A 26,283-nucleotide genomic window follows, 5' to 3' on the forward strand; every position below is an offset into this window, starting at 1 on the left:
GTGATTGTGTAGTTATTCAGTAGTATTTTTTGATGGCTGTTGCTTCGGCTTCTGCTTTTCAATTTTGGCTGTCAAAAACTTTCCGCCAAATATGGCGTACTGTGCGTCAGAAAAAGATGGATTACAGAGCTTAAAAGCTTTTAAGCGATTTTCAGGGTAATTGACCAATTATTGGGAAATAATGGGAGACTTCTTATAAGTCTTGGGAACTGTTCGGATTTATTGGGAATTTTTGAGCTAATGAGAATTTTGTGACTGGATGATATTTAAGAGGTAAAAAGGTAAGAAAAAATTGGAGATTTGGGAGATGTTGGATAGATATTGGGAGATGTTGAATGTAGTTGGTGAGAATTGGGAAAATGGATGTTTTGTCGAAATTTTTTCTCAGATTCACGAATTTAGTCAAATAAATCAACTAGTGCTAAAACTGTAATATTTCTTGATAAATGTGTCAATAATCACGGTTTGGGTGGTTTATCTTGAGAGTAATTGTCAGTTGTTTATGCAAAAAAAGGGTCAAAAACAGGGAAAAATTTTTTTGTGGATTTTGTTTCTTTAATGTTGAGTCTTGGTTCTGTTTCAAGCCGAATGCTCAACGTTCACTTTGTTTGTGATCAAAGAGATTAACTCTCTACCGCGCATCTTGTGGTCAACCTAATCCAAGATAAATAAGAGAGCGAAAAAATGAAATTGATGATGAGCCAGGGGTAAGGTATGGAAGTCAAAAGCGAAGTGACAATAAAATTTAGCGGCTCACTGCCAACAGCTACACCAGCAGAGAATAAGAAAGTTGGTGCGATTCGTTGATTAGTGAATCACGGTATCCAGTCCGTACATAACTAATCCAGCTAGCAATAGCTGAACTCTCAGGTTGATGAAGGTGCAAACCCTTCCCGCTAGATTCAAGCGTAACTCCTTATCTGACCACACGGAGTAAGCTCGTTACTTACAGAGCGAAGCTGGTAACAGGTCGCAATCAGACAGCCGTTATGGGGTGACACTGGCGATAATAGGGAGTTCCTACGGTGAAATAGAGCCTAGAAAAGTGACCTATTTATAAGGTACAAGGTCTGTGGACGCGAATATATCCCCTTGGCTAATATTGATAATTTCAAAACTTTTGATTCCTACGCTTGCAGCACAAAATCAGATGCCGTGAGAGTTGGCGCACCGGTTAGAGTCGCAAATAGACCGCCACTGCCAAAACCAGCCGCACTGCCATTTTGGTTGTAGAATAAGTGCCCACTCAACGGGTCGTAGACAATTTTTGCCGTGCTAGTCCCAGCTTTATTAGTGAATTGAAAATCACTTTTTTGACTAAAACCATTTCCCGGAGCAGAAATGATTGCACTAAAGGTAGTTTTATTTAGTACAATCTTGTCACCTTCAGAACTGTTGAAGTCTGTAATGGTATCTACACCAATTGCAGAACCTTTAAAAGCAGTACCAGTATTGTAAAGGAATCGGTCAGCACCCGCACCGCCTCTCAGCATGTCATTACCCGCACCACCGATGAGGGTATCATTACCAGCACCGCCTCTCAAAATGTCATTGCCGCTCAAGCCATTAATAATGTCATTACCCCCTTGACCATTAATCACATCATTGGAGTTGTCAAAACCTGTGATGTTATTGTTTAAGTCATTGAGGAAGGTGACAGTGTTTTTGGTAAAAATGCTAGTTTGAGTGGAGTTGGCATCAATGACATCAAAGCTGTCGGTGATGCTGGTTTGCCCATCAAACAGGATATTGCCGAGTGCAGGTCTTGAAGAAGTTGCTGATAGGTTATCCAGGTTTTCTAATTTGAAGTTTTGCAGAGTGACTTTAGTGTTAGCCACATTTTCAAAGCTGACTTCTAAGTTATTACCATTTTGAGTGAGTTGCAGATTTCGGGCAGTTAAACCCGAACCTGTAAATTGCAAGGTATCCAATTGGCTAATCACTGCTGCTGATGGATTTGAACCTTTGCCTACGCCACCAAAATCCGTGATGGTGTCATTGCCATCGTCAGGATGAAAGACAAAAGTATCATTACCAGTACCACCCGTGAGAATATCATTACCCGCACCACCGATGAGGGTATCATTACCAGCACCGCCTCTCAAAATGTCATTGCCGCTCAAGCCATTAATAATGTCATTACCCCCTTGACCATTAATCACATCATTGGAGTTGTCAAAACCTGTGATGTTATTGTTTAAGTCATTGAGGAAGGTGACAGTGTTTTTGGTAAAAATGCTAGTTTGAGTGGAGTTGGCATCAATGACATCAAAGCTGTCCGTGATGCTGGTTTGCCCATCAAACAGGATATTGCCGAGTGCAGGTCTTGAAGAAGTTGCTGATAGGTTATCCAGGTTTTCTAATTTGAAGTTTTGCAGAGTGACTTTAGTGTTAACCACATTTTCAAAGCTGACTTCTAAGTTATTACCATTTTGAGTAAGTTGCAAGTTTCGGGCAGTTAAACCACGACCAATAAATTGCAAGGTATCCAATTGGGTAATCACCTTTGCTGATGGATTTGAACCTCTACCTATTCCAGCAAAATCGGTGATTGTGTCATTCCCATCACCAAGGCGGAATACAAAGGTGTCTTGACCGCCGTTGCCACTAAGGGTATCATTTCCCTTGCCTCCGTAAAGGACATTATCGCCACTGTTACCTGTAATCTGGTTATCAAGGGCGTTACCTGTACCATTAATATTATCCGTACCTAGCAGAATGAGATTTGGAATTCCGTCTTTTAGAGTTTGGCTAACTGACGATCGCACTGTATTAACTTGAGCCAATACACCAGGGTCGTAAATAACACCGTTAACGGCTCCATCAACATCTCCAACGCCACCATCTTTAACATGGATTTTGACTAGATCCACTAATCCATTGGCATTAGAGTCAATCAGTTCTGCACCTAAGCCAGTCTCTGGGTTGTAGTTAAATTCAAAGGTTTCGCCAGTACTGGGATTAATTTTTACGAAGGTATTAGCAGCTTGTTCCTGCTCAAGTTTCAATTCAATAACTTCTTTAGGGGAATCATCTGAAATTTTTACTGAAAACTCTAGAACCGAACTTCTGACATCGAACTTTTCACCTTGAGTATTACGATAGTTTTCTAGAACAGCTAAAGATTTAGCTAAAATCACCTCATCAATAATCAGGTCTTCCAAGGAAGGAATATCGAGGGAGAGAATTTTTCCACCTTCCATACTCTTTAGCTGTAAGTTACCCTGAGAAGTTTGGACATTAACCTGAGTTTGGTCTTCGTTGATAGATGCACTACCCTCAGATGACGGCACTTTATCAATGGTTAAAGTGCGATCGCTAAATTCAAATCGCTCAGTATCACGATAGAGTTCAAGACCTTCATTGTTATCACTGGTACGCCGATCAATGACAACAACTGAACCATCCAATCTTTTTCTGATTTTGTAGTTTTCTTGCTTACCAGAAGCTACGCCTGTATCAGTTCCCTCACCCCCATCAATCAGGTCATCTCCTTTACCGGGAATCAGGCGATCGTCACCGATACCACCAAGGAGAATGTCGTCTCCCTGTCCACCATTGATGACATCATTTGCAGCAGATGAGTTAGGAGTTGATTCTGAGTTTAATATCCCATCCCCATCAATGAGGTCATCACCGGCTCCACCGTCAATTACATCACTACCAGCATCACCAGAAATGAAGTCTGAGTCATCACCACCGAATAGCTGATCGTTGCCACTGCCACCATAGATGATGTTAAGTCCACCATTGCCACGAATGATTTCGGCTATGTCACTACCAAGGATATTATCGTCTTTGCTGTTGCCATTAAACTCGTTGTCAAAAACCCCAGCTTGGAAAATAGTTCGTAAATCTTCTAAGTTAACAACCTCTGAAGGATTGAGAGATAGACGGACGTAGTGAGAATAGCCTTCTGGTTCGTTAATGATATAACTGATTTCAAAGGGGAAAGATTCTAAAGTGAGAGCATCTGTAGAGTAAACACGCCAGCTATCACCAAAACTTTCAAAACCGACGGGTTGACCTCCTTGAGTGACTGTTAAATCATTGATGGTTAAATCATCAAAGGCATAAAGACCTTTAAGGTTAATATCAGCATCACTGAATTGTTTAAGTAAAAATTCTTTAGTGAGTTTAAAGTCAGTCAGTCCAATAGGTAAGTCATAACTCCAACTAGCGGGAGCGACACCCGCTTGATAGATTACTTGTTGCGTAAGATCAACTCGGTCAATTGCCCAGTTGTTATCTAGTTGAACATCAAAACTTTCACCGTCTGGACGGATAACATGGGAGAAAAATAGTCGTGACTTTAAATCATTGCCAAAGATATCTAAGCGTTTGGTTTCTACTGGTGCAGCAATGCTGTCGGAAACTGGAATAAGACTGACATCTTCGGTTTCAAATTTAATTAAGCTGACACCAAATAATAGGTCTTTTGTTCCATCTTTTTTCGTTACTTCGATAGCATTTTGATAGGTCTGAGAACGCCGAATCGCATAATCTGCTCGACTTCCTTCTGTGTAAACCACCACATCACCAAAGATAGGCCCAGTAGGTCCAGTATAAGTATCATTCGCTCTGGATACAGCTACTGATTTGCCTGTATATAAATCATCCCCTGGCTGATAGGCTGTCTGACCAAATGCGTTAATACCATTGACAATGAAGTTATTTCCTCCTCCGGGATAGAAGAATTCGTAAAATTCTCCAAATCCCGTTATAACATCATCTCCATCTCCTAATAAATGAGTTAATAGAGGTGCATATTGAGCAAAAGTAGAGAGTTGGAAAGGATTTGTTAAGGCTGGAACAGCAGATCCTAGATTTTGTAGTTCGCTTTCTGTAAAATTCTTAACTACATCTGCTCGATCTGAGTAATTAACTTCATGGATATAAGAATTCCTAAAAAGTCTATAGAATTTAGAGTTAAAATCATCTGTACCAGTAAAGTCAATTTTGGATAAATCAAGTTTATTAATATTAGACACATCTAAATTTATGAGGAAAGGAACATCAAAAAGTCGCCTCCCCTCAAAAACTATCTCATCAAACAAATCTTCAAATTTCCCTAGTGTATTAATATGCCCCAATGTTGTTCTACTATTTATGTCATCTTTTAAGACAACTTTTCTGAAGGCATCTTTTTGGCTTTCTAACCTTCCTCTAACTAAGATTCCATCATCAATGGAACTTGATTCCTTGCTCTTAACTGCGGTATTATTGCCAATAATATAGGTTTGTTTAATCGGACTTTGAAGAGAATAACGTTTGTCGCTGCCAATCTCCTTGCGTACTTCTTCACCAGCTAAATCCACCGAAGCAAGAGTTAAATGGTTCAGGGGTGTACCAGAGTCTAATGTATCCAACAATGTCAATGCTGAATTTGGAGAGCGATAGAGAATTTGCCCTCCTGTAACTTCAATTTCAACCTCTGTAAGGTCAAAAACTCCAAATTTATCCTTAAGTGCTTGTTTCTCTAAAACAAAGGTTAGATCATTGATGCGATATGACTCAAATCCTTGAACAATATTTTCACTGAGTGAGATAGTATTATCGCCACCACTGAGAATGCCATATATTTTTCCACCATATTTATAAGGAGTTAAATTGAGATTTACTGATCCTCCTAAATCAACAATGCGGAGAACGTGATCAGAATTACTTAAATCACCTTTTATGTAGTTGTAGTTAGAACCAACTGATGAGATATAAGCATTATAAGTACCCGGTGCATTGCTAAAACTAACTGTGTTAGAGCCACCTCCTAAGTCAATAATGTCTTGATATATTAAAGATTGAGATCCTACTGGTAAGATTGTTTTTACACCACCAAAATAAGGGTTATACCAAGTCACACCACCATTGCTGATATTTGTATTACCTTCTTTGACATTTGGCAGTAAGTTAACATAATCGTTCCCACCACCCAAAACGTAAGGCGCTGTTCTGTTAAATCCAATGGGTACTCCCAGATAATCTGAACCCTGCGTTCCGGTTAAATTACCAGTTGGTAACTTGGTGGCATATATGTCTGGACGCAAACCACCAAGAAAGGTAAATGGTGCTTGATTACCAAAGTCATCAAGGGTATCAAATAGTAATGAAATACCTTGTGTACTTGCTTGTAGTTCATCAGAAAAGAGTATTGCTTCAACATTACTAAGTTCAGTAACGTTTTCTATATTTGATGGATTACTCAGGTCATTACTAAGTTGTAGGATGAACTTGTTACCTTGGGCTGTCTTTTTACTAAAAAGAGAAAGTGTGTTATCTCCTTGCAAATAGGCATCTGAATCTAGAATAAAGACATCATCAGCAAGGGGAGAAAATCTTGCTAGTCCATCTCCGAACGCTCCATAGTAATCAGTTGCTCTAGTATCTGATGGATGATCTCCGCCATCTATATTATCCCGCCCCGGGCTTAACTGACCTGCATCCGCTCCACCCTTAAAATAAACAAGCTCACTGCGATTAGTACTTCTGTCGTCGCTACCAGGATAATAGTCAGGCCCGTCAGTTCCTTCATAAATCTTAACTCCTAAATCATTTGCTATTGAAGCAATATCTAAAGAAAAGCTTGGAAGGTTAAGTAAGTCAGAGTTAAAGCCTAGCTTGGCAGCAGACTCTTTTAAATTATAAATTTTTTCGTCTTTGAATAATGTAAACTCAGGTAGATTAATTGATGGAATAGGTATGGTTGTTAAATTCCCTGAAAATATATCAGGTTTCTTAAAAGGAATCAAATCAAAATCATAGGTACCTAATCCTATCCCATCTTGTTCCTTTTGACCCTTGCCTGTTGTTAAACTCAATGTAGGTTTTATATATGAGTTAATATCAACAAAAATATTGGGTTTAAGGACTGGTAAAAAGTCAATTTTATCATTTTGATTTTTATCTAATCCGGTAAAATATTTAACACTTTCAGTATTGGTTAAAGAACCATAAGAATCAACGGGCTGATTCAAATCTGAAAGATTAAAGTCTTTCCAGCCTCCATTTACATCTTCAATCTGAATTTGAGGTTGTAAGCCTTTAATGCCTAATTTAATTTCATATACAACCTCAAGAGAGGTTTTTAAATTGACATCGAAGAGAGCTAGATCATACTGATAACCAAAACTTTTTCCAAATAAATCATACTTATCACCACCTTTAAGAGTAGTAGGAATTGGTAGTTTCGGGCCAATAAAACCATCTATATCAAAAGTGAAATCAAGTAATTTAAAACTATCCTTAACTTGGTAAGTTAAGGAGTTAGCATCTGAATTAAGTAGTTTAAAATCGACTTTGCTAAAATCAGGCAACCCAAACCCCAGAGTAAAAAGATCACCTAATTTGATTGGATCTGGCTTTGAATTACCAATCTGAAACGTCTTTTTTCCAGTAATCCAGTCAACTACTTGAGTGGTTTTACGAGTATCAAACTTAATGAAGTCATGCTTGAAATTAGAAGATAAGTTAATTTTCGCATCAAAAGGTATAGATTTTGTGTTGACCTTCTTCTTATAAGAAAATAACGATTCGATAATATCAACATATTCAGCATTAAAACTTCCATTAATGTATGCAGCAGCATTAGACTGAATCACTCCTGCAACATTGAGAAATAGGTAAGGAGAAATGTAATCAACAAAAGCTCCCCTTTGATCACGGTTTAACTGGAAGTTTAATTTACTGTTATTAATTCCTAACGATGCGTCAGCAAACATGGGGATATTCCAGTTGACTCCACCCAAGTTGTAGCCTGCGTTAATTTGAAGTCCTGCTTTGAGTGTTGCAGGTTTAGACTTGTCTTTTGAGTTGGCAATTCCTAAAGATAAATCAGCATTTGCCCCCACAACGCCTAGATCAATTCCTGGAATTGGCAAATTGAAAAACTGTCGAAAAGATGTATCTACACCAAGAACATCATTTTTGACCAAGTTGGAGCCAAAAATATCCTTAGTATTGAAACTTTTTTCATTTTCATTTGGTTTACCTAATAAATCGCCAAATTTCCAATTTCCACCTAAAGAAGTTCCTATTCTTTGAGACCATAAAACTTGATCGGCGACTGCTTGTTCAATCTGAATAGTTTGCCCATCTAAGGTAATTAAGCTTGTATCGTCTTCACTGCGGATGATCTCTAATTGCTCAGGAGTAATGGTTTTATTCCAGACAAGCTCAGAAAAAATTTGCCCTTCATCTCCGGGTGTGTCATTGACATTGATTCTGGAGTCAACAAAATGTCCAAATTCTTCCAGTAAGACACGAGCGATCGCCCCCACATCTCCCTGATGATTTGTAATAAACTCTTGTGAGAGATAAATCTTATTCGTCGCCGCCGCAAAAGCCCCATTAGCCCCATTGATATCTGCTGCATGGCGAACCTCTATCTCAGGAAAATCACTGAAATCATTTGCTGACCATGCCGTTCTCAATGAGTCAACATTAGCCCCCTCGCCAAAAGCAATCGCCATCTTTTGACCAAAATCAGGCTCACTGGCAAAATTCCCTAAGTATTCTTGTGCTAAAACTAGAGCTTCTTCTACGGGAGTTAACTGTGATGGGTCAAGGATTAAAGAAGACTTTACAATTAAATTTTTTCCAGGTACGTGTGCATTTTTCATCTTTTGAGCAGTCTTTGTAGATGGGACGTGGCTTGGTGCAGATTCTTTGGCTGAAACTTATCGTCTAAATACTCTACAGCCTTGTGTAAAGTTTGACGGTCGGAAAAGGTCGGGAAAAAGTCGGATCTTTTTGGTAGATTTACATAAACTTTTTTAATAAACAAAGCTTATGGTGCGAATATCGTAGTTAACTTGGTATTTCTACGTGGATAAATGACGGTTGAAGAAGCGATCGCACTAGTCGAGCAAGTATTGGAACGGGGACGCTTAACAAAAGTTCAAGAGATTGTCTTCCGTCAATCATGGGCAGGACAGACGTACTTAGAGATGGCTGTAGACTGCGATTACAACCACAGTCACATCAAAGACGTTGGCTCTGAATTATGGCGATCGCTCTCTCAAGCTTTAGGAGAAAAAGTTACCAAAAATAACCTGCACGGAGTACTGAAGCGAATCGCACAGGGACAAAAGGACACAAATGCCTCCTCAACCTTAAACCTTCAACCCTTCACAAACTGGGGGGAAGCAATTGACGTTTCTCAATTTTATGGACGTACTACTGAATTAGAAACCCTCAGCCAATGGATTGTGAGAGATCGCTGTCGTGTAGTAACACTGCTAGGTATGGGTGGCATGGGCAAAACCGCACTCTCAGTGAAGTTAGCAGAACAATTGCAGGGAGAATTTGAATATGTCATTTGGCGATCGCTGCGGCACGCACCTTTTTTTCAAGACAAACTGACAGACTGCATTAAAATCCTTTCTCATCAGCAAGTTACCACATTGCCCTCTGACCCTCATGAGCAAATTACCTGTTTAATCGAGTACCTCCGCAAATCTCGATGCTTGTTGATTCTGGATAATTTCGACACATTATTGCAGCAAGGTAAACAGACAGGCTGTTACCGTGAGGGCTACGAATCCTATGGCGAACTCTTGTGGCGATTGGGAGAAACACAGCATCAAAGCTGTGTCCTGCTCACCAGCCGAGAAAAACCTGCTGAAATTGCTGCCTTAGAAGGTGATGGTTTGCCAGTTCGTACCCTGGCTTTATCAGGATTAGAAGTCGCTGATGGACAAACAATTTTGACACTCAAGGGTTTATCAGGCGCTGAAGACGAAACCCGCCAATTGGTTGAGTGTTACCGTGGTAATCCACTAGCTTTGAAAATTGCTGCCACCTCAATTCGGGACTTATATGAAGGCAATATCGCTCGTTTTTTAACTGATGGCACAACTGTATTTAAGGGTATTGGCAATCTCCTAGAGCAGCAATTTAAAAGACTCTCCACCAAGGAGCAGCAAATCATGTACTGGCTAGCAATTAATCGTGAGCCAGTTGTAGCTGCCGTGTTACAAGAAGATATTGTGCCAGCAGTTTCAAGGGCAAATTTACTAGAAGCGTTGGAGTCTTTGAGTTGGCGTTCCTTAATAGAAAAAAGTTTCGGTGGCTTTACTCAGCAACCTGTAGTTATGGAATACATGACAGACCAACTTATTGAACAGGTTTGTCAAGAAATAATAAATTTTGAGATTCGCTTATTAAATTTATACGCTCTCATCAAAGCTAATGCTAAAGATTATATTAGAGAAAGTCAAACTCACGTTATTTTAGAATCTTTATTAATTGGGTTACAAAGTAGATTAAATAACCCAGGAGAAATTGAATTAAAAATTCAACAATTAATTTTAAGATTACAAAAAGAAATTCCCGCTCAACCTGGATATGTATGTGGGAATTTGATTAATTTACTGCGACATTTGAAAGTAGATTTTACCAATTACGATTTTTCTAATTTAACAATTTGGCAAGCTGATTTCCAAGGCACAAATTTAAATAAAGTAAATTTCACAGGTGCAAATATTAAGAAATCAGTTTTTACAGAATATTTAGCTAGTAGCCTTTGTGTTAAATTCAGCCCTGACGGAAAATTTTTAGTTAGTACCGATGCAAATGATGGCATTCATTTATGGAATATTGAAGGTTTAGCAGCGATACATTTAACGACTCTACAAGGACATCAAGCTTGGGTTTGGGACGCTAAGTTTAGTCCGAATGGTAAAGTCTTAGCAACTTGTAGTGATGATGGTGTCATTAAAATATGGAATATTAATACTGGGAAATGTCATCATACTTTACAAGATGATTCCAAGCGTAGTTGGTCGATAAGCTTCAGTCCAGATGGAAAAATACTAGCAAGCGGTAGTGGAGACCACACTGTTAAACTTTGGGATATCAATACTGGGCAATTGTTGAAAGTATTAAAGGGACATATAAATATTGTCCGTCCAGTTATTTTTAGTTCAGATGGAAAAATTATTGCTAGTGGAAGTGAAGACCAAACTATCAAGATTTGGGATGTTGATAGTGGTGAATATTTGCAGACTTTAGAAGGACACTTGGCACAAGTTTGGTCAGTTTCTTTGAGTGAAGATGGGAAGATACTAGCAAGTGGGAGTGCTGATAAAACAGTAAAACTTTGGGATGTGAGTACGGGGGAATGTCGAACAACTTTACAAGGAAATCAAATTGATGGTGTTTGGTCAGTTAGCTTTAGTCCTAGTGGTGAGAGTGTTGTAGTTGCAGGTGAAGTACCTGTAATCAGTTTGTGGGATATCAAAACTGGCGAATGTATTCAAACCTTTTTAGGACATATAGGCCGTGTTTGGTCAGTTGCTTTCAGCCCCAATGGTAAAACTTTAGCAAGTGCAAGTGAAGATCAGAGCGTTAAGTTATGGGATGTGACTACAGGAAGATGTTTAAAAACCTTACAAGGATACTCAAGTCGTGTTTGGTGTGTAGCTGTTAACGCCAATGGTCAGTTATTAGCTGCAAATACAAACAAAACACTAAGAATATGGGATATTTCCACAGCTAAATGCATACATACTTTACATGGGCATACTCGTGAAATCTGTGGGACTGTTTTTAGTTCTCATGAAACAATCCTTGCTAGTGCTGGTGCAGATGGGACAATTCGCCTTTGGGATACGATTACAGGTAAATGCTTAAGAACTTTACAGGTAAACGGGTGGATACTCTCACTTGCTATGAGTCCTCAAGGAAATGCTTTAGCCACTGCTAATACAGATACTATGGCTAAGATTTGGGATATCAAAACTGGGGAATGTATCAAGACTTTAGAGGGACATACTGGTTGGGTATTTTCTGTTGCCTGGAGTCCAAATGGACAATTTCTGGCTACTAGCAGCGATCGCTGCATTAAGTTATGGGATGTCAAAACATGGCAATGTATCAAGACTTTAGAGGCACATTCCGGTTGGGTATATTCACTAGATTGGAGTCCAGACGGTCAAACGTTACTCAGCGGCAGTTTTGACCTCAGCTTGAAATTATGGGATATCAATACAGGAAACTGTCAGCAAACTTTGCACGGACACACAAAAATAGTGTTAGGTGCAAAGTTTCATCCCCAAGGCAACATTATTGCCAGTACAGGTCAAGATGGAACGATAAAACTTTGGAACAGCAATACAGGAGAATGCCTGAGAACACTCATAGGACATGCAGATTGGATTTGGGCTATTGCCTTTCACCCCAACGGGCAAACCCTTGCTAGTGGCAGTCAAGATGAGACAATTAAGCTGTGGGATGTCGAAACAGGGGAGTGTTTGCAAACTTTGCGATCGCCCCGCCCCTACGAAGATATGAATATTGCAGGCATTACAGGGTTAACCGCAGCCCAAAAAGCGACTCTAAAAGCGCTCGGAGCAGTAGAATCAGTTGCTACAGACGGTTAATTCGTAATTTAAGTCGAGCCACCAAGACACCTTGATATTCACAATTCAAGATATCTCGACTTATAGGTATCTTGATATCCAGGTATCTTTTTACTTTGATATCTAAATATTTAGACAGTTAGAGTTAATATCTGTATGCTCTGCTATATCGAATTGGGGGTTTAACCCATGCGAACCTGCTCATCCATCTCCCTCTCCGGTGGACAGGGAAAAACAACCACTATCTTCTTTACCTCACTGCTGCTAGCACGGCTTGGCTTACGAGTGTTGACTATCGACGCAGATCCACAAGCAAATCTGACTTTTTATTTAAATCACGAGGTAGACCCAAACCAGCCCAGCTTATTTGAAGTGCTAACTGGGCAAGTGACAACAGAAGATGGTATTTACCCTACCACCCATGAAAATCTATTTCTGATCCCAGCAGATAGGGGACTGTTTAAGGTTTCAGATTTCCTCAGTAGCAGTGGTACGGGAGCATTTATTCTCAAACTACGGCTCAAATCTGTAGCCAATATCTTTGATTATGTCCTGATTGACGTACAACCATCGCGCTCCCAACTGTGCCTAACAGCAGTGGGAACGTCTGATTATGTCATCATCCCCGTCGAAGCCAACGTTAAAGGAACCAACAGCTTAATTGATACCCTGAGCTTCTTAACAGAACAAGCCAACTTAATGGCATTTACAGGCAGAGTATTAGGGATAGTTCCTTTTCGCGATCGCTGGGTAGGAAATACCCAAACCTTAGAAGGCAGGCAAAATATTGAAGCGATGCGAGAGTTTGCTCTCGACATTCCAATTTTACCGAGCATCCGAGAGTCTGAGAAGTTTAAGAGTGCAATCCGACAAGGCAAGTTGTTGTCAGACCTGGGACAATCCGACCTGCAATATCCCTTTGAGCAAATTATTGAGGCGTTAACTCATGAGTGATGCACTAGAGCGATTGAAGCAACGGAGCCGTCCTTCTGTCAAAAGTCGAGATACTTCGCTAAATTCTGGAAGTCCAGATACCTCGATATCTAGAAACCAAGAACCTCAGATACCTAATAATGACGAAAATCAGGCTACTATACCTAAACAGCCGTTGCAAACAAAGCAGAGTACGCTGCGGTTGGAGCAGGGAGTAAGCTCACGCCTACAAGAGGTGTGTCGGGAGAACGGCATTTGTCGAGAGGTTCTGATTGAAGCCATGTTTGAGTATTGTGAGGCAAATCCAGAATTTCTCAGTGCAGTGTTATCTGAAGCGATAACGAAGAATGAGTACAGGCAACAAGTGGCAAATATGCGACGGGCGAAGTCGATGATGCAAAAGTTCTCTTAGCGCATTCTTATGAATTGCCATCTTGCTTGACTTGTAATTTGTAATTTAATGGATATTAACCAACAAAAAGAACAATTTAGCATCACCTATATCAGAGCCATCGCTGCCGTTGCAGGTTATTCTTTATATAGACCAGAAGTCGATAACGACAGCGTAGATTTAGGCATAGTCAGCAGAGGTGGTACAGGTAAAATCCTTTCCCCAAGACTAGAACTACAACTAAAGTGTACAGCTAGAGATATTCTGGATGAAAACTATATTAAATATCCCCTCAATCTCAAAAACTATAATGATTTAAAAATCAATGCCCTTGTCCCTCGGATTTTAGTTGTCGTTTTAGTTCCAGAAAAAATAACAGACTGGATAAAACAAACCGAAGATGAACTTTGTATTAGACATTGTGGTTACTGGGTATCCTTGCGCGAAATGCCAGACACCGAAAATCTAACCAATGTTACTATTGAAATACCCCGTAGTAATCAGTTGACACCCCTATCACTCCAAACCATCATTCAACGCATTAGTTTTGGAGATTTACCATGAAAGTTACTATTAAAGACAGTCAAATACTCAAAACTGTTAACCCCAATGTGATACAGGCACATTTGCAAGCAACAGGCTGGCATGAAACAGGGCGTATATATAATGATGCCGGGGCAATTTGGCGACTGAAAAAAGATGCCGCCGACGAATATGAAATCTTGCTACCTCTCCAACATAGTTTAGGAGATTATGCTGAAAGAATGAGCGATATATTAAAAACATTGGAGACAGTAGAAAATCGTGACCAAGTTGAAATATTAAGTGAATTTATTACCAACTATCCCAACTTCATCATGCAAGGTGTAGTCATGCAAATTGCCACTCCATCAATTGATAAACTGAGTGGAGAAATTACTTTACTAGGTGAAGTTTTTGAGAAATTACGAGAAATCAAAACCGAACTAGCAGACCATGATTATATCTTAGCCATTAAAGCTTATCAGGAACGTTTACCAATTCGCTGCACAGGTGATTTAGTCAAAGTTGACAATCATTTTATCCTGAGAAATCCCCATAATTTTAAAATTGACAATATCTAACTCCGGCAGTTAAAAATTTTAGGTTGTTTTCTAAATCTGATGAAGGGTTATTATGAAAAACTAGCTATAAATTGCAATAAATTGCCAATAATAAAAAATACAATACCCCAAAATGTTAGCCAAGATAAAAATGTATCGTCTTTTTCAAGCTGGTCTTGTAATCTATTCATTCCAAATAAAATAATGATTAAAAAAACAGTAAAAATTATGAGCATCAACATTGAAATAACAATAAAAAGTAGAATGCTTATTATTGTTCCGAATATACCCATGTAACCTATAATCGATACTTTAGGTACTATATAAAATACAAATAATAAACTAAGAGATATTAATATAAAGAGAAATATCCGAAGTGGTTTATAAATCTGTAATTCAAAAGCAGATGCAAAAGAAAAGAAAATAAAGTTTTTCAAAAATGAAACTATAATTTTTAGTTTTGGTTCCAACCAGTTTTCAAACCTTAATATTTTATCTTTACCTATTAAATCTGGTGCAAGCATAAAACCAGCAAAGAAATTAAGAATAATTCCTATGCGATTTAGCCAATCTAAATCTATTTTCATTCTTAATACCTATATTTAAATTTTTAAGTCTTTCCTAAATCAGTTCTGATATTGAGTCGCTCATCTGCTTTTGCAAGCGCTGGCGGTTATCATCATATTTCAAAACCGTTTGTACTTGGGCGTGTCTGCTGAATCGCTGAGTAGCACGGTAGTTGCCATTATTCAGATCCAATACTGTAGTAATCGCACTGTGGCGAACACGATGCGGTGACATCTTCTTAGTAATTCCGGCTTGCTTGCATAACCCATCCACCAATCGCCTGATTGCCTCTCCAGTTAATCTCGCTCCATTTTTGTGGTATGCTAGCACGGTGAAAAGCGGTTCATTGCTACGTTTCTTCTTACTGGCTTTTATCCAACTGGCGATTGCGTCGGTAGTTTTCTCCGATAAATCAAGAACTTCCTTCTGGCTACCCTTACCTTTACCCAGGATAAAGAGAGTTTTTTCCTTGGCGTTAAAGTCAAGCACATTCAAATTGACTATTTCATTCCGACGCAAGGCATTATCCCAGAGCAACCGCATAATGGCATAATCGCGCTTACCCTTAAGGATACTGCGGTCAACCAACGCTATGACTAAAGCATAGTCCTCGGCTGGAATGCCCATTGTGTCACGGTAGGTTTCGACCTTTTCACCTTTGACATCATCCAGGGAGAAATTGCAGACTCCCAGCCGTCGCCCCATCTCAACCATTGACTTGATAGCACTAAGGCGACGATTCACCGTAGCTTCAGCCAGCTTTTTCTTGATCAGGTGCGCTTTGTACTTGAGAACTACAGCAACGGCGTGACGCTGTTCCAGGTGAAGGAATTGCAAAACCAAATCCCGGCGGGGTTCTTTTTTGGCAACGAACAGAAAAAAATCTTTCAGGTCTTTTTGGTATTCGCGCTTAGTGTTCAGCGATCGCTTATCCCCAATCAGCTGCTGGATAACATCGGGGTCATTTTCTAAAGAAAAATCCTCCCCGATCGCCAAGGAGAGCGAATTTTCTAGAACGCTTAGATTTTCAGGGTGAATGGGGTTCATGGGTTTAAGCAGAGGAGAGAAGATGTTTAATTTTTATTCATCAGCCAGGGCTATGGGTTGTTAATTGTAACGACCTGCACTGAGACGGCATTTTCAAACCAGGATTAGAGAGCAACTAGAAATTTCTAAATAATCTTAAAATCTTTCCATCCCCAGGCAAGCCCATTCCTACTAATCAAGAATTCTTTTCCGATTTGCTCTCGAATTTTGTGGCAAGAAGCTTTTAACTGTTGATAGTCATCAGGGTGAATATCCATTGAGCTTCTAGCGCGGGTGAGCAATTGACGCTGATTTTCTTGCCACTCCCAAGGTTGATACCACCATGAAGGGTAAAAATCTGCCTGTGGAGTAATCACCGCATAATCGCGTCCTTTCTGGATATCTTCTAGATCCCATGCTGGAAGATAAGCAAGTAAATCAGTTTCTACCCACCATTGTTCAATGATTGCTGTTCCATCGTCGTCTCGTGTACCGATACGCTTTCTTGCCTGAATTTTGATTCTGGCGTTGGCAGTAATCCCTGCATATTCTTCTGGTTTAGTCGCATGAGGGTTGATTTGAATTAATTTTGTCTTGCTGTTCGTCATCTTGGATTGAAGAATAAATATTCATCGTGATTCTTAATGGCTTCTCTTTACATTTCCCTGTTCCTCTACGCCCCTTAAAGTCCTGCCCTCTGCTCCCCTGCTGACCATCTTAGCCGTTAGGCAGTATTTATTACTCTAAGTGGTGCGAAAAGGTATATTGTCGCACTATTGCTTGAAGCATCTGTGGGCGGGGTTTGGGGAGCTATTGTAAGTTGATTGACAATTTTTCCGGGTGATGAAGAGAAATTAAATTCTAGAAAAGTGTAAGGGCTGACGATTTGACTAAGTAATAATGCTGTATGAATCTGGATATTGCGGTTTTGCCCGATGAGAACAATGTACAAGTAGCTTTAAATACTTTTTCTTGGGGAAGGGTATCTACAATTTTTTTAGGAAAGGATTATTCCAATTTCCCTAATCAAGAGCCACAGCTTTTTGAAACTATGGTTTTTGGAGGTGAATACAGTGGGAAATTCTGGAGATATTCAACTTGGTCACAAGCCGTAGCCGGACATAAAGAGGTTTGTATTTTAGTTAGTTGATACTCGAAGACTATTTAAGGATATTCAATAACTGGTAATTCAATCTGTTTGATAAGATATTTTTACAGAACTTATCAAGTCACCTAGAAAACAAAACTCAGTCCAAATAATTCTCAAGGGTAGGAGTATGAAATCAGATGCATTAGAGCTATGTCATCAAGAGTTTAAAAATAATTCCGTGAGGTTTTTGTCAGCAATCGCAATTGAGCCTGGATATTTTCAAAGCTTTTCAGAGATAATGCAGGCAGTCTCGCTTGAAAGCGCTATCCCATACAAAGATTTAGCATCTTATGAAAAGGACTTTCTTCGTGGGTGGGATGAGGTTTATGAAAAGGCTTGTGCTGAGGCTGACCGACGAAAAAATGGGGAAAGTCCTAACTTGAACTGGTTTGATAAGCTTGGCTGAAGCCAAAATATTTCTCGGAGTGCTTTAAATCCTTGGACAGGAAATCAATCATGATTATTGATACATTAATTTTAGTAGTTTTAGGTATCAAGTGACGAAAAGGTAATTTGGTACACGAATCTAATCAAAGCATGGATTTATACAATGAAAATTACTGATATTTACGTTAAGAATAATTGCTTAGTATTTTGTACCGATGATGGATGTAAATCAATTTATCATTTATCAAATATTGTTATAGACACAGGCTTATCAATAGATTCGCTCTCTCCCAAAAAACTCCCAGAATCAAGAGTACAAGAAATTATTGAAGCTGAAGGCGAACAAATATCAATAATTGAAATCAAAGGCTCAATTGGTAGATTAGAAAAGGCAGAAAATTGCCTTGATGCTAATTATAATGAAGCTTCTAACAGATGCTCTTATTGGTTTTCCGGGCAAATAAACAATATTTTAAATAAACTTTTTAGTTAACTTGGTGAGTTGAAAAGGGAATTATGCCGCGAAAAAAAACAAATCAAATTAACAGTAAGGAAGGCTGCTGGCTATTTCTGGATTGTGAGATGCTGACGGGCATTCCTGCTGATGAGTGCCCCAATACTGAATCTTGTAAGCACAACGCACTTTTAAGCCAAAATAGATGGTGCTTTCTGCCTTATCAAAGGTGGCTTCCAGAGTACGATCAATTATACAAAATACCTACATTAGAAGTTGGTTATTGGGTAGCTCCTGAAGCAGCAGAAGCTGGCTATAGCCCCCCAGTCAGCCTTTTTTATGCTTATGAAGATTCATTTTTAGGGATTGGGGAGGATAGAGAGGGCAAGAGAATTGGTGATGTTCCACCAGAAGCAACAGAGCTAGGTTTTGCTAGAGCAAGCTACCTACCATACAAAGTCTCAAAAGGTGTGCTAACAGTGGAAATCATCAATGACAAGCGTTTATTAAGAGATATCGGATGGGGAGAGGCTGCGGATTTACCCTATGCCTTGCACCATGACATAGAAACTGGTAAAAGCTTTATCAAAGTTGATTTTGATATAAATAGCACGAAAAACCAAGAGGCTATTGATTCTGGCTGGCATCCAGGGCATCGAATTTGGAAGCATCGAGTGTATTGCGACAAAACAGGGCTATATGACCAGAGGCAAGAACAGTGGGTAAAAGAAAATTAAAACACGGCGATCTAGTAACTTTTGAATCGCACGATGAACAGTGTAAGCCATTTCAGCAATTTGGCACTGTAAAAAAATATCTTTATCCAGATTTTCACCCAGATGGATACATTGAAATTGTGGATGAATCCGGCGACACAATTCTTTTCGGGAACGCAGGTAAAGGGATTCAGAAGGCTAAAAAGCAGATTGATTAATTTGTGTTTGCGGCGAAATGACTTTAGGGAGATTTTGACCAATTTAGTTTTTTGGTAACTGACACTCTTCGCCATTACTGGACAATAAATGCCCAATTGCGAATAACAGAAAATAATACTCCCGCAGTCTTTCATAGTGCGAAAATTCATGTCAGTGTTGAACTTGCAGGCTTTTAGTATTTATGTCGTCAAATCAGAGGGGATTGAAAAATGACATCCCAAATAACTGACATGAATTTTCGCTTATAAAACCGAAATTACTTACCCATAAGGAGATAACATCCACTTAATAGAAGGGCGAGTTTGGGAATTAGATCAAAATCTAGAATTAACCACTGAAGAGATTTTTGAGATTGTGTGTCAAGAATACCACCTAAATGCTGACTTGATAGAAAAAGAACTAAATTGTAAATGTCCATTTGCCTTAACTGGCTTTTTAATGGAATTAGAACGGACAGAACTTTCCTATTATTTGAAAAGTGAAGAAATGGTTGAGGGAGAATAAATATGCTTGTCATGAATAATGATTTTATTGACCAGCTACGTGAAGAATTAGATATTTGGGATAATTCTCCAACGGAGTGTGATGGGCATAGCAAAGTTCTCTCTACTATTTTATTTAATAAGGGTATTGAACATATAATTTGCTGCGGTTCATTCCAATGGATTGGGCATGGTCAAGTGTCACCGCATTATTGGATTGAGTTGCCGAGTGGGAACCTAACAATTGATTATCGAGCCAGAATGTGGTGTCGTGTTATGAAAAATCCACAATTAGTTGATGTAGAAGTTCCGCACAGTATATTTAAGAGTGCATATTGGAATCAGGTTGAATACACCAAGATACAAAAACTTATTCCAGAAGAATTCGGCATACCTCTAGAAGACTGGTTGTTTAAAATCTTAACTGTATCTATTTAAAGGCTTTGGATGGTGATGCTTGATATTTAAACTAAATTGTTTAGTTTGCGCTTGGACGTAATGCGCTCTCAAGCAGCAATTCATTATGTTAAAGATGAAGTTAGTTGTTGAAAATTGAAAAATTTCACTGTAGTTGCTTGAATTTATTATTTGCCGATAGCAATAACTCTTGAGCTTTTAAATAAACAGTTGTACCTTTTTCCACCTTTTCTAATTGGTTAATAATACTGTGTAACTGACTAATTACACGATTGCGCTCCAAATTTTTGGGGTCAGTGGGAATTGAAGCCATTAAGCTTTCTATTTCTTGTTGTGCTGTTGCCAAAGCCTGTACAGAATCTGCCTCAGCTTGTCGTCTTACTTTGACTTGACCCAAATTAGTCTCATAAGTTGCTAATAACTTTTGTGCTTCTGCATAACCTGCCACATCTGACGCAGAAACTTCTTTTAACCGCTCAATGGCTTCTGACCATAAATTTTCTATTTGTTCCCATTCGGTGACTGTGTGCGGTGGATTTTGGCCAGATTTAGCAGCTTGCCAAGAAAATTGCTGCGCTGCGGTAATTAAAGCACTGACGTGTTCATTTCCCGCTGCTAATCCCACAACTTCTTTAAAATCACGCTTGTAGGCATCTAGTTGATTTTGAGCAGTTCTTCCGGCTAAGGTTTGGCCAGGAATTTCTTCTAACTTATCCAGTGCTGAACGCCAAGCTGCGAACGCCGACTTTTTATCGGTTACTGTTGTAGCAATTTGATACTGCTGTTTTGCATTCAATAATGCTTGACTATTATCAGTGAGCAAGGTTTGAGCGTTTTTTTCCTGAAAAACCTTGGCTTCTAGTTGCCCTACTTGACGACGCGCTGCATTCAGACCGTAAACGCTGAACCGCCAGTCATACCACCAATATTTGTATTCAGGCCAATCGTTAACCAACCCAACTGGCAAGTTATCCAAATGTGTTTTTGTCTGTTGCAGTTGCTGTTCACCCAACGCTAAATCTGCTGCACTAGTGGGTTTTTCAATCAAGTATTCAGCTTGCTCAATTGATGCCAACGCCTGCCGATAGTGCTGTTCCATGCTCATGTAACTGGGTAGCAACAAAAAAGGCGCATTTTGCACCACAGTCCGGCGAATTATTGAGTAAGGCAGATTCGCCACCCAAACCACACCTGCGGGAATGCCGATAAGTATTACTATCCATATCAACTTAGTACCTATACCTCTGTTGGCTTTGCTAGGTCTTTTTTGATGGGATGTACTGCTAATCTGCCCCTGTGCAGCTATTTCTTGTTCTAATTCAGCCAGAGTTTTTGATTTTGATGGTTTTGCTGGTTGCTTCAGCACTATAGGTTGTTGGCTGGTTACAGATGAATTTATCCCAGAAGCATTTTGAGAGTTATTACGAGAAAATTTTTGAGTAATTTTGTGTAAAAAGGTCATATATAGATTCAGTGCTTAGTTTAGTATTCCCCAACTAAGCTCGAAATAAAAACAATACGTGGCTTTTTACAAAAGCTCCAAGGCAGGATGCATCAGGAAGCTTCGTTGTGGCAGTCATTATCGATAAACAGATATTGGGCTGGCATATTCAAGCAATCGTTCCCATCCCCAAACCCATGCAGTTTTTACTCTTATCTCTTTACCGTTGCTGAATTTGATAAATTCTCCAGCTCCGTCAAAAAATACATCAACAACCAATTGATTCCGCACATCGCGTCCCCACATTTTTTCTGCGGCATTCCACCACCGTTGCCCAGGTGAAGAGAACATCTCCCTTTCTAAATATTCATCACGCCATGCTTTAGGTTTCCAATTATCTTGTAACGCACGGATTAATAAAGCATTGGGGAAAATCTCTTTCTCATGTTCACTCAGCCACAGTGCATATTCAATTGCACTTCGCAAGGCATCCTCTAAGTCTAAAGAACAACCTTCAAGTGCATCTTGAACTTCGGCATCTGCAAAATTAACACCGATAGTTAAGAGCGCTGGTTCGTATTTTTTAAATACCTCGTACTCAACCGATTCCTTTTCCCAAAACCACATAGTATACCCCTAACTATGTTGAACTCCATTTATAGTAGATTAATCGTAATTGAAGAACTGGTAATTAAATCGCTACGCATTTTTAGAATCAGGAAATGCCCCAAAAATCTCAGTCACGTTATCCAGAAAATTGGTCAGATATCGCTCTTGATGTCAAACAATCTGTAGGGTGGCGTTGCTCTAAGTGTGGCTTACAGTGCATTCGCCCCGGTGATGATACGTCCGAACTTTCCCGTTCTCTTAGAACGGCGCTAACACTAACAGTACATCATAAAAATTTTCTGCCAGAAGATAATCGTCGAGAAAATTTATATGCGTTATGCACAGCTTGTCACCTCAGTTTTCATACGCGCCGCAGGGGAAATGTATCGCCAGGACAATTATCTTTATTTTGAGCCAGCTTCTTATTGAACTAAGGTACTGCAAAAGCGCCACCAGCAGAATGAACTACCTTTATCTCTGATTCCTGGGCGGGAGCAAGAACCAAGTAAATTGAATAGTTTTATTGAATTTCCATTTCTGCCATAAGACATTGAAGCTCCCAGGTTAGCCCTTCAAAGTCAGGCATATTTTCCTCTCTATCACGCGAGTAAGCGCTTGGTTCTATGCCGATGACTTCAGTTCCCACACGCACATCTGCTACGTGATTCATTCGACTGCACATCGGATACGCTTGTGTATCCCCTATTTTTTTGTAGGTGTCTTCACCGTTCGGAAAACAAAATAAATCGCCGCGCTGTAAATCTGAGAATTTCATATTTCTAAAAGTTTTGTTATTTAGTTTGCTGGTTTTTACTATTTTTGCACTTCATTAAGCAAATATTGATCAATCCGCTCCCTCATGTGGTTTAGAGCCGATTGAATATCTGAGAATGCTTGCCTTTCTTGTGATACCATTTCTGATTGCGCGGGTACATATAATTCAGCCCAGTAGCAGTACAAGTATGGATCAAACCACACATCAATGATGCAGTCTCTATACCAACCTCGTGAATAGTATTTATCGATCTGTTCTTTCATGTAAGCTACAGCCGATTGAATATCTGAGAATGGTTGCCTTTGTTGCATCAACATTCTATTGCGTACCGGGGCATATAATTCAGCCAGGTAACATCTGCGCCTGTCATCACGCCAAACATCAATACTACAGCCTTTGTATTTCTCGGAGTGCTTTAAATCCTCGGACAACAAATCAATCATGGTGAACACCGTTTTGCTTATGAATAGCGGTCTTGATACCTAAGAGCGTAAAAGTTTCTCGTTTCTTTGATTACAAGTTTTAGCATTATTTATTCAATTATCTAATAAACTTAGGCTAATTGGAAAGCTGATTTCTTATTGATACTTCTGCCGTGGTTGTCCGCGATGCCGTAACCACGCCGTAGGCTACGACCTATACAGGGTATGAATTGCCGTGATTGCTGCCGGATGCCGTAGACACCCATTAAAGCCCGTAAAACAGACCTGATTCTCACCACGGCATTACGGCATTACCTTCACCAATCAGGCAGAGAGTAGCTATCATTCCCATCAGGATTTACCTGATCAGTCTTAACTAATTCAGCTAACCCATCAATTAATTCTTGCTCTGAATAACCAGATAACCTGTCTGCTTTCTTCAAATCGCGTAATGTTTTTGGGGTTTTCGACTTCACATTCTGGAAGTATTCATAAATCTTTTTAGCCACCTCAGATAATGGTTTGGGATGTATCTGGTGAGCCGGACTTAAATTAAATTCCAGGTCAAATACTCTATCTAAATATTCCTGCTCCGAAGCAATCGGCTTGACTTGATTAGATAATTGTGGCATTAATGCCACAACAAAACCCCCAACAGAAGCAATCATCACTGGGCGTAAGTTTTGATAGGAGACTGTTTTTACTGACAAGTATTTAGATTTAATTTGCTCCCGCTCTTGTTTACCTGGAATAATGTCACCTCTATTTAAAATCAACTCCAGTACCCCATAAGATTCTTGTTCCCTTCCGTTCTTGATATATCTGTTACCTAGCAACAATAAATTGAGACAGAGACGAGTTTGAGCGTCCATCTTTTCAATGCCCAATGCTGCCAGATTAAAAGACTGTAGGGAAGCAATAAACTTAGTGTTAAACTCTCGACCAATCAGCAGAACATCAAGCAATTTACTCCCATAATTCCAATCAGAGTAAAGCTTGCTTAATGAGTCAGCAATTACTAGCCAATCATCCAGAATTAGAATCAATGGTGGTAAGGATTCGCGCTTTGATTCTGGTAGTTGCTTACGCTTTTTGTACGAGGTGTAAAAGCGGTCAATGACTTCTTTAGCTAGGTCTGGGTTTTCCCCGTCAAAAACAATTACCCTTTCTTTCTCTCGCAAACCACAGAAACTATCATTCTTAGCACTAATTACCCAAATATCCGCGTTGGGGGAATCTGCAAGGATTTTCTCAATCAAATAATTGAGGGTTACTGATTTACCGCTTCCCGGCGCGGCGACTAAAGCAGTGGAACTATCGGCTCTGGCTAGGGCTTGCAAAGTATTGAGGGCAAGAGCTTCTGATGGGTCAAGGCTAGTAGCAGTATTTTGTCCTAATGTCTGCTGTTGTTCCCCAGTAACTTTATCGTCACCCCTGGCGATATCCTGCATTGACTGCCCCGGTAATGCTGCGGCTGGTTGTCCAGTCGCCTGTTGCAGTTGCACCCGTGCTTCTGCCTCCGCCCTCAAACGTACCTGCTCTTGAAAGATGGCTAACTCTTGCGGTGTCATTTGTGACAATTGTGCTGCTCTTAGCCGTCGATTCTCTGACCATTGGTGAAACTCGTAGTCTAGTTGGGCGCTATATGCTTCCTTATGGAGCCTTAACCCGTACCAAAGTTTAGAAATTAACCAATTGCTACGAATTTCTTCTTGAACAGAGGGCATTAGTTGCATTAATCGCCATTCCCTAGCTTTGGATAACCCATAAGCTCCACCAACCAATAGCACTGAAGCTAATCCCCACAAAGCCTTATCCGGGTTACTTGGTTCTATTATTCTTAAGCGGGTAGCTTTGGTAGGCAGGAAGTTATCACGCTGAAACTCTGGGTTAGCTGGTGCATAAGAAGAGGCATAAAACTCCGATTCAGGCATTATGTAACGCTTGTTGGGAGTGCAGTACCTTTGCTGATTAACGGGTTTGGTGAGCGTTGAGGGGATGAAACAATATTCAACTAAACTAATCATCGTGCCAGTAAATGACTTTGCCCCACAAATTAACCCAATAGTTGCCAGCACCCCCACAGTAATATTGTTGGCTATTCCTGATCGTAAATAATCCTCAAACTGCTTACGTTTCATTGGTTTGTCCCCCTCGCCATAGCTGCAAGCAACAACACTCCCAATGCTGCCAACCCGATCATTAACCAAGGGGTATCAGTCTGGGGACTGGGCTTAACTTCGTACTGTCTTACTTCTGAATAGAACCTTGTCTTACCTGTCTTGGTCGCTCCTGACACAGCCCGATATTCATCAAACGCCACCCAAAGAGTTGCCCCTACGCTTGCAGTTTGGGCAGTCGCTACCAAAAAATCTTTGTCAATGTGGATTTGTCCGTCGTAGTGAAGCTTGGTCAGGGTATTGGCGAAGAATAGCCCCAGTACAATGCTGCCCAATGTGCCAGAAGCCATTGCCCCAATTCCAAGAGTTGTGAGTAGGCTGACTCCAGCATTGGCGGTGAACACTCCCAAGAATGTAGCCAGTGCTTTGTTTAGCAGTTGTTTGTTACTGAAGACATCACGAATGGATTGCTCTAACCGTTCGCCGTCTTCGCTCTCCGGGGTCGGTTTTTCTGAAGTAGTTTCACCCCAGAGCATTGGTGTGGACTGTTCACTGGTGTTTTGGAACTGCGATAATAGGGAATCAATTTCATTCATGTTTACCTCGCGTGGGTGAAACAGAAAAAGCCAGAGTCTAGAAGAGGCTTCGGGGCGGAGGGGCAGAGGGGCAGAGGAGAGGTTACAGTCCATTCCCCCTTGCACCCCTGCTTGCCCTAACGAAGAAACATCGGTTCCTA

Annotated in this window: 24 protein-coding genes; 13 read left to right on the forward strand and 11 right to left on the reverse strand. The window is 40.0% G+C overall.

What is annotated here, in order from left to right:
- Window positions 1–1,127: 1,127 nt before the first annotated feature.
- The gene (locus NPUN_RS36865) at window positions 1,128–8,615 is read right to left on the reverse strand and encodes a calcium-binding protein (protein WP_012413352.1); all 7,488 of its coding nucleotides are present in this window, start codon (window positions 8,613–8,615) and stop codon (window positions 1,128–1,130) included.
- Window positions 8,616–8,828: 213 nt separating this feature from the next.
- Here NPUN_RS36865 and NPUN_RS36870 point away from each other — a divergent pair, with 213 nt between their 5' ends.
- From NPUN_RS36870 to NPUN_RS36890, 5 genes are all read left to right on the forward strand, one after another.
- A complete protein-coding gene (locus tag NPUN_RS36870; protein WP_012413353.1) occupies window positions 8,829–12,377 on the forward strand; it encodes a WD40 domain-containing protein in 3,549 nt (1,182 codons plus the stop codon).
- A gap of 168 nt (window positions 12,378–12,545) precedes the next feature.
- Entirely contained in the window at window positions 12,546–13,310 is a 765-nt protein-coding gene (locus tag NPUN_RS36875) for a ParA family protein (protein WP_012413354.1), read from the forward strand.
- Window positions 13,303–13,701, forward strand: a complete 399-nt coding sequence (locus NPUN_RS36880) for a carboxysome distribution maintenance protein McdB (RefSeq protein WP_052304756.1) — start codon at window positions 13,303–13,305, stop codon at window positions 13,699–13,701. Before NPUN_RS36875 ends, NPUN_RS36880 begins: the two co-directional genes overlap by 8 nt.
- Window positions 13,702–13,749: 48 nt before the next feature.
- The gene (locus NPUN_RS36885) at window positions 13,750–14,244 is read left to right on the forward strand and encodes a DUF4365 domain-containing protein (RefSeq protein ID WP_012413355.1); all 495 of its coding nucleotides are present in this window, start codon (window positions 13,750–13,752) and stop codon (window positions 14,242–14,244) included.
- Complete coding sequence (locus tag NPUN_RS36890; RefSeq protein WP_012413356.1) at window positions 14,241–14,783, forward strand: hypothetical protein; 543 nt, start codon at window positions 14,241–14,243, stop codon at window positions 14,781–14,783. The genes NPUN_RS36885 and NPUN_RS36890 overlap by 4 nt, the downstream gene beginning before the upstream one ends.
- A 50-nt stretch (window positions 14,784–14,833) precedes the next feature.
- Here NPUN_RS36890 and NPUN_RS36895 read toward each other — a convergent pair whose 3' ends face one another.
- From NPUN_RS36895 to NPUN_RS36905, 3 genes are all read right to left on the reverse strand, one after another.
- The gene (locus tag NPUN_RS36895) at window positions 14,834–15,349 is read right to left on the reverse strand and encodes a hypothetical protein (RefSeq protein ID WP_012413357.1); all 516 of its coding nucleotides are present in this window, start codon (window positions 15,347–15,349) and stop codon (window positions 14,834–14,836) included.
- 34 nt (window positions 15,350–15,383) lie between these two features.
- Window positions 15,384–16,376 carry a tyrosine-type recombinase/integrase gene (locus NPUN_RS36900; RefSeq protein WP_012413358.1) on the reverse strand — a complete coding sequence of 331 codons (993 nt, stop codon included), beginning with the start codon at window positions 16,374–16,376 and terminating at the stop codon, window positions 15,384–15,386.
- Window positions 16,377–16,501: 125 nt separating this feature from the next.
- The gene (locus NPUN_RS36905) at window positions 16,502–16,963 is read right to left on the reverse strand and encodes a hypothetical protein (protein WP_012413359.1); all 462 of its coding nucleotides are present in this window, start codon (window positions 16,961–16,963) and stop codon (window positions 16,502–16,504) included.
- A 299-nt stretch (window positions 16,964–17,262) separates the two neighbouring features.
- Here NPUN_RS36905 and NPUN_RS36910 point away from each other — a divergent pair, with 299 nt between their 5' ends.
- From NPUN_RS36910 to NPUN_RS42640, 7 genes are all read left to right on the forward strand, one after another.
- Window positions 17,263–17,505 (forward strand): hypothetical protein, encoded by a 243-nt coding sequence (locus tag NPUN_RS36910; protein ID WP_041566776.1) that lies wholly within the window; start codon window positions 17,263–17,265, stop codon window positions 17,503–17,505.
- 127 nt (window positions 17,506–17,632) lie between these two features.
- A complete protein-coding gene (locus NPUN_RS36915; protein WP_012413360.1) occupies window positions 17,633–17,911 on the forward strand; it encodes a hypothetical protein in 279 nt (92 codons plus the stop codon).
- Window positions 17,912–18,055: 144 nt separating this feature from the next.
- The gene (locus NPUN_RS36920; protein WP_012413361.1) at window positions 18,056–18,385 is read left to right on the forward strand and encodes an SAM domain-containing protein; all 330 of its coding nucleotides are present in this window, start codon (window positions 18,056–18,058) and stop codon (window positions 18,383–18,385) included.
- A gap of 23 nt (window positions 18,386–18,408) precedes the next feature.
- Complete coding sequence (locus tag NPUN_RS36925) at window positions 18,409–19,083, forward strand: hypothetical protein (RefSeq protein WP_012413362.1); 675 nt, start codon at window positions 18,409–18,411, stop codon at window positions 19,081–19,083.
- The gene (locus NPUN_RS41405) at window positions 19,065–19,280 is read left to right on the forward strand and encodes a hypothetical protein (protein WP_148220528.1); all 216 of its coding nucleotides are present in this window, start codon (window positions 19,065–19,067) and stop codon (window positions 19,278–19,280) included. The genes NPUN_RS36925 and NPUN_RS41405 overlap by 19 nt, the downstream gene beginning before the upstream one ends.
- Window positions 19,281–19,635: 355 nt before the next feature.
- A complete protein-coding gene (locus tag NPUN_RS41410; protein ID WP_012413363.1) occupies window positions 19,636–19,785 on the forward strand; it encodes a hypothetical protein in 150 nt (49 codons plus the stop codon).
- A 2-nt stretch (window positions 19,786–19,787) separates the two neighbouring features.
- The gene (locus tag NPUN_RS42640) at window positions 19,788–20,201 is read left to right on the forward strand and encodes a hypothetical protein (protein WP_012413364.1); all 414 of its coding nucleotides are present in this window, start codon (window positions 19,788–19,790) and stop codon (window positions 20,199–20,201) included.
- A 124-nt stretch (window positions 20,202–20,325) separates the two neighbouring features.
- Here the strand turns inward: NPUN_RS42640 and NPUN_RS36935 are convergent, their stop codons facing one another.
- Window positions 20,326–21,642, reverse strand: a complete 1,317-nt coding sequence (locus NPUN_RS36935) for a hypothetical protein (protein ID WP_012413365.1) — start codon at window positions 21,640–21,642, stop codon at window positions 20,326–20,328.
- Window positions 21,643–21,759: 117 nt separating this feature from the next.
- Window positions 21,760–22,248, reverse strand: coding sequence for a hypothetical protein (locus tag NPUN_RS36940; protein ID WP_012413366.1), 489 nt, complete (start codon window positions 22,246–22,248; stop codon window positions 21,760–21,762).
- A gap of 95 nt (window positions 22,249–22,343) precedes the next feature.
- Here NPUN_RS36940 and NPUN_RS39885 point away from each other — a divergent pair, with 95 nt between their 5' ends.
- Window positions 22,344–22,643, forward strand: coding sequence for a hypothetical protein (locus NPUN_RS39885; protein ID WP_012413367.1), 300 nt, complete (start codon window positions 22,344–22,346; stop codon window positions 22,641–22,643).
- A gap of 107 nt (window positions 22,644–22,750) precedes the next feature.
- Here the strand turns inward: NPUN_RS39885 and NPUN_RS36945 are convergent, their stop codons facing one another.
- The 5 genes from NPUN_RS36945 to NPUN_RS36960 all read right to left on the reverse strand — a co-directional run bounded on the left by NPUN_RS36945 (window position 22,751) and on the right by NPUN_RS36960 (window position 26,143).
- Window positions 22,751–23,005 carry a hypothetical protein gene (locus NPUN_RS36945; protein ID WP_041566777.1) on the reverse strand — a complete coding sequence of 85 codons (255 nt, stop codon included), beginning with the start codon at window positions 23,003–23,005 and terminating at the stop codon, window positions 22,751–22,753.
- Window positions 23,006–23,043: 38 nt separating this feature from the next.
- Window positions 23,044–23,448: a hypothetical protein gene (locus tag NPUN_RS36950; protein WP_041566778.1), complete on the reverse strand. Its 405-nt coding sequence runs from the start codon at window positions 23,446–23,448 to the stop codon at window positions 23,044–23,046.
- A 110-nt stretch (window positions 23,449–23,558) separates the two neighbouring features.
- The gene (locus tag NPUN_RS42430) at window positions 23,559–23,726 is read right to left on the reverse strand and encodes a hypothetical protein (protein ID WP_167315732.1); all 168 of its coding nucleotides are present in this window, start codon (window positions 23,724–23,726) and stop codon (window positions 23,559–23,561) included.
- An 18-nt stretch (window positions 23,727–23,744) separates the two neighbouring features.
- Entirely contained in the window at window positions 23,745–25,568 is a 1,824-nt protein-coding gene (locus NPUN_RS42645) for a type IV secretory system conjugative DNA transfer family protein (RefSeq protein ID WP_012413369.1), read from the reverse strand.
- A complete protein-coding gene (locus NPUN_RS36960; RefSeq protein WP_041566790.1) occupies window positions 25,565–26,143 on the reverse strand; it encodes a hypothetical protein in 579 nt (192 codons plus the stop codon). The genes NPUN_RS42645 and NPUN_RS36960 overlap by 4 nt, the downstream gene beginning before the upstream one ends.
- Between the last annotated feature and the right edge of the window lie 140 nt (window positions 26,144–26,283).

The sequence above is a fragment of the Nostoc punctiforme PCC 73102 genome, from assembly GCF_000020025.1.
Classification (GTDB): Bacteria; Cyanobacteriota; Cyanobacteriia; order Cyanobacteriales; family Nostocaceae; genus Nostoc; species Nostoc punctiforme.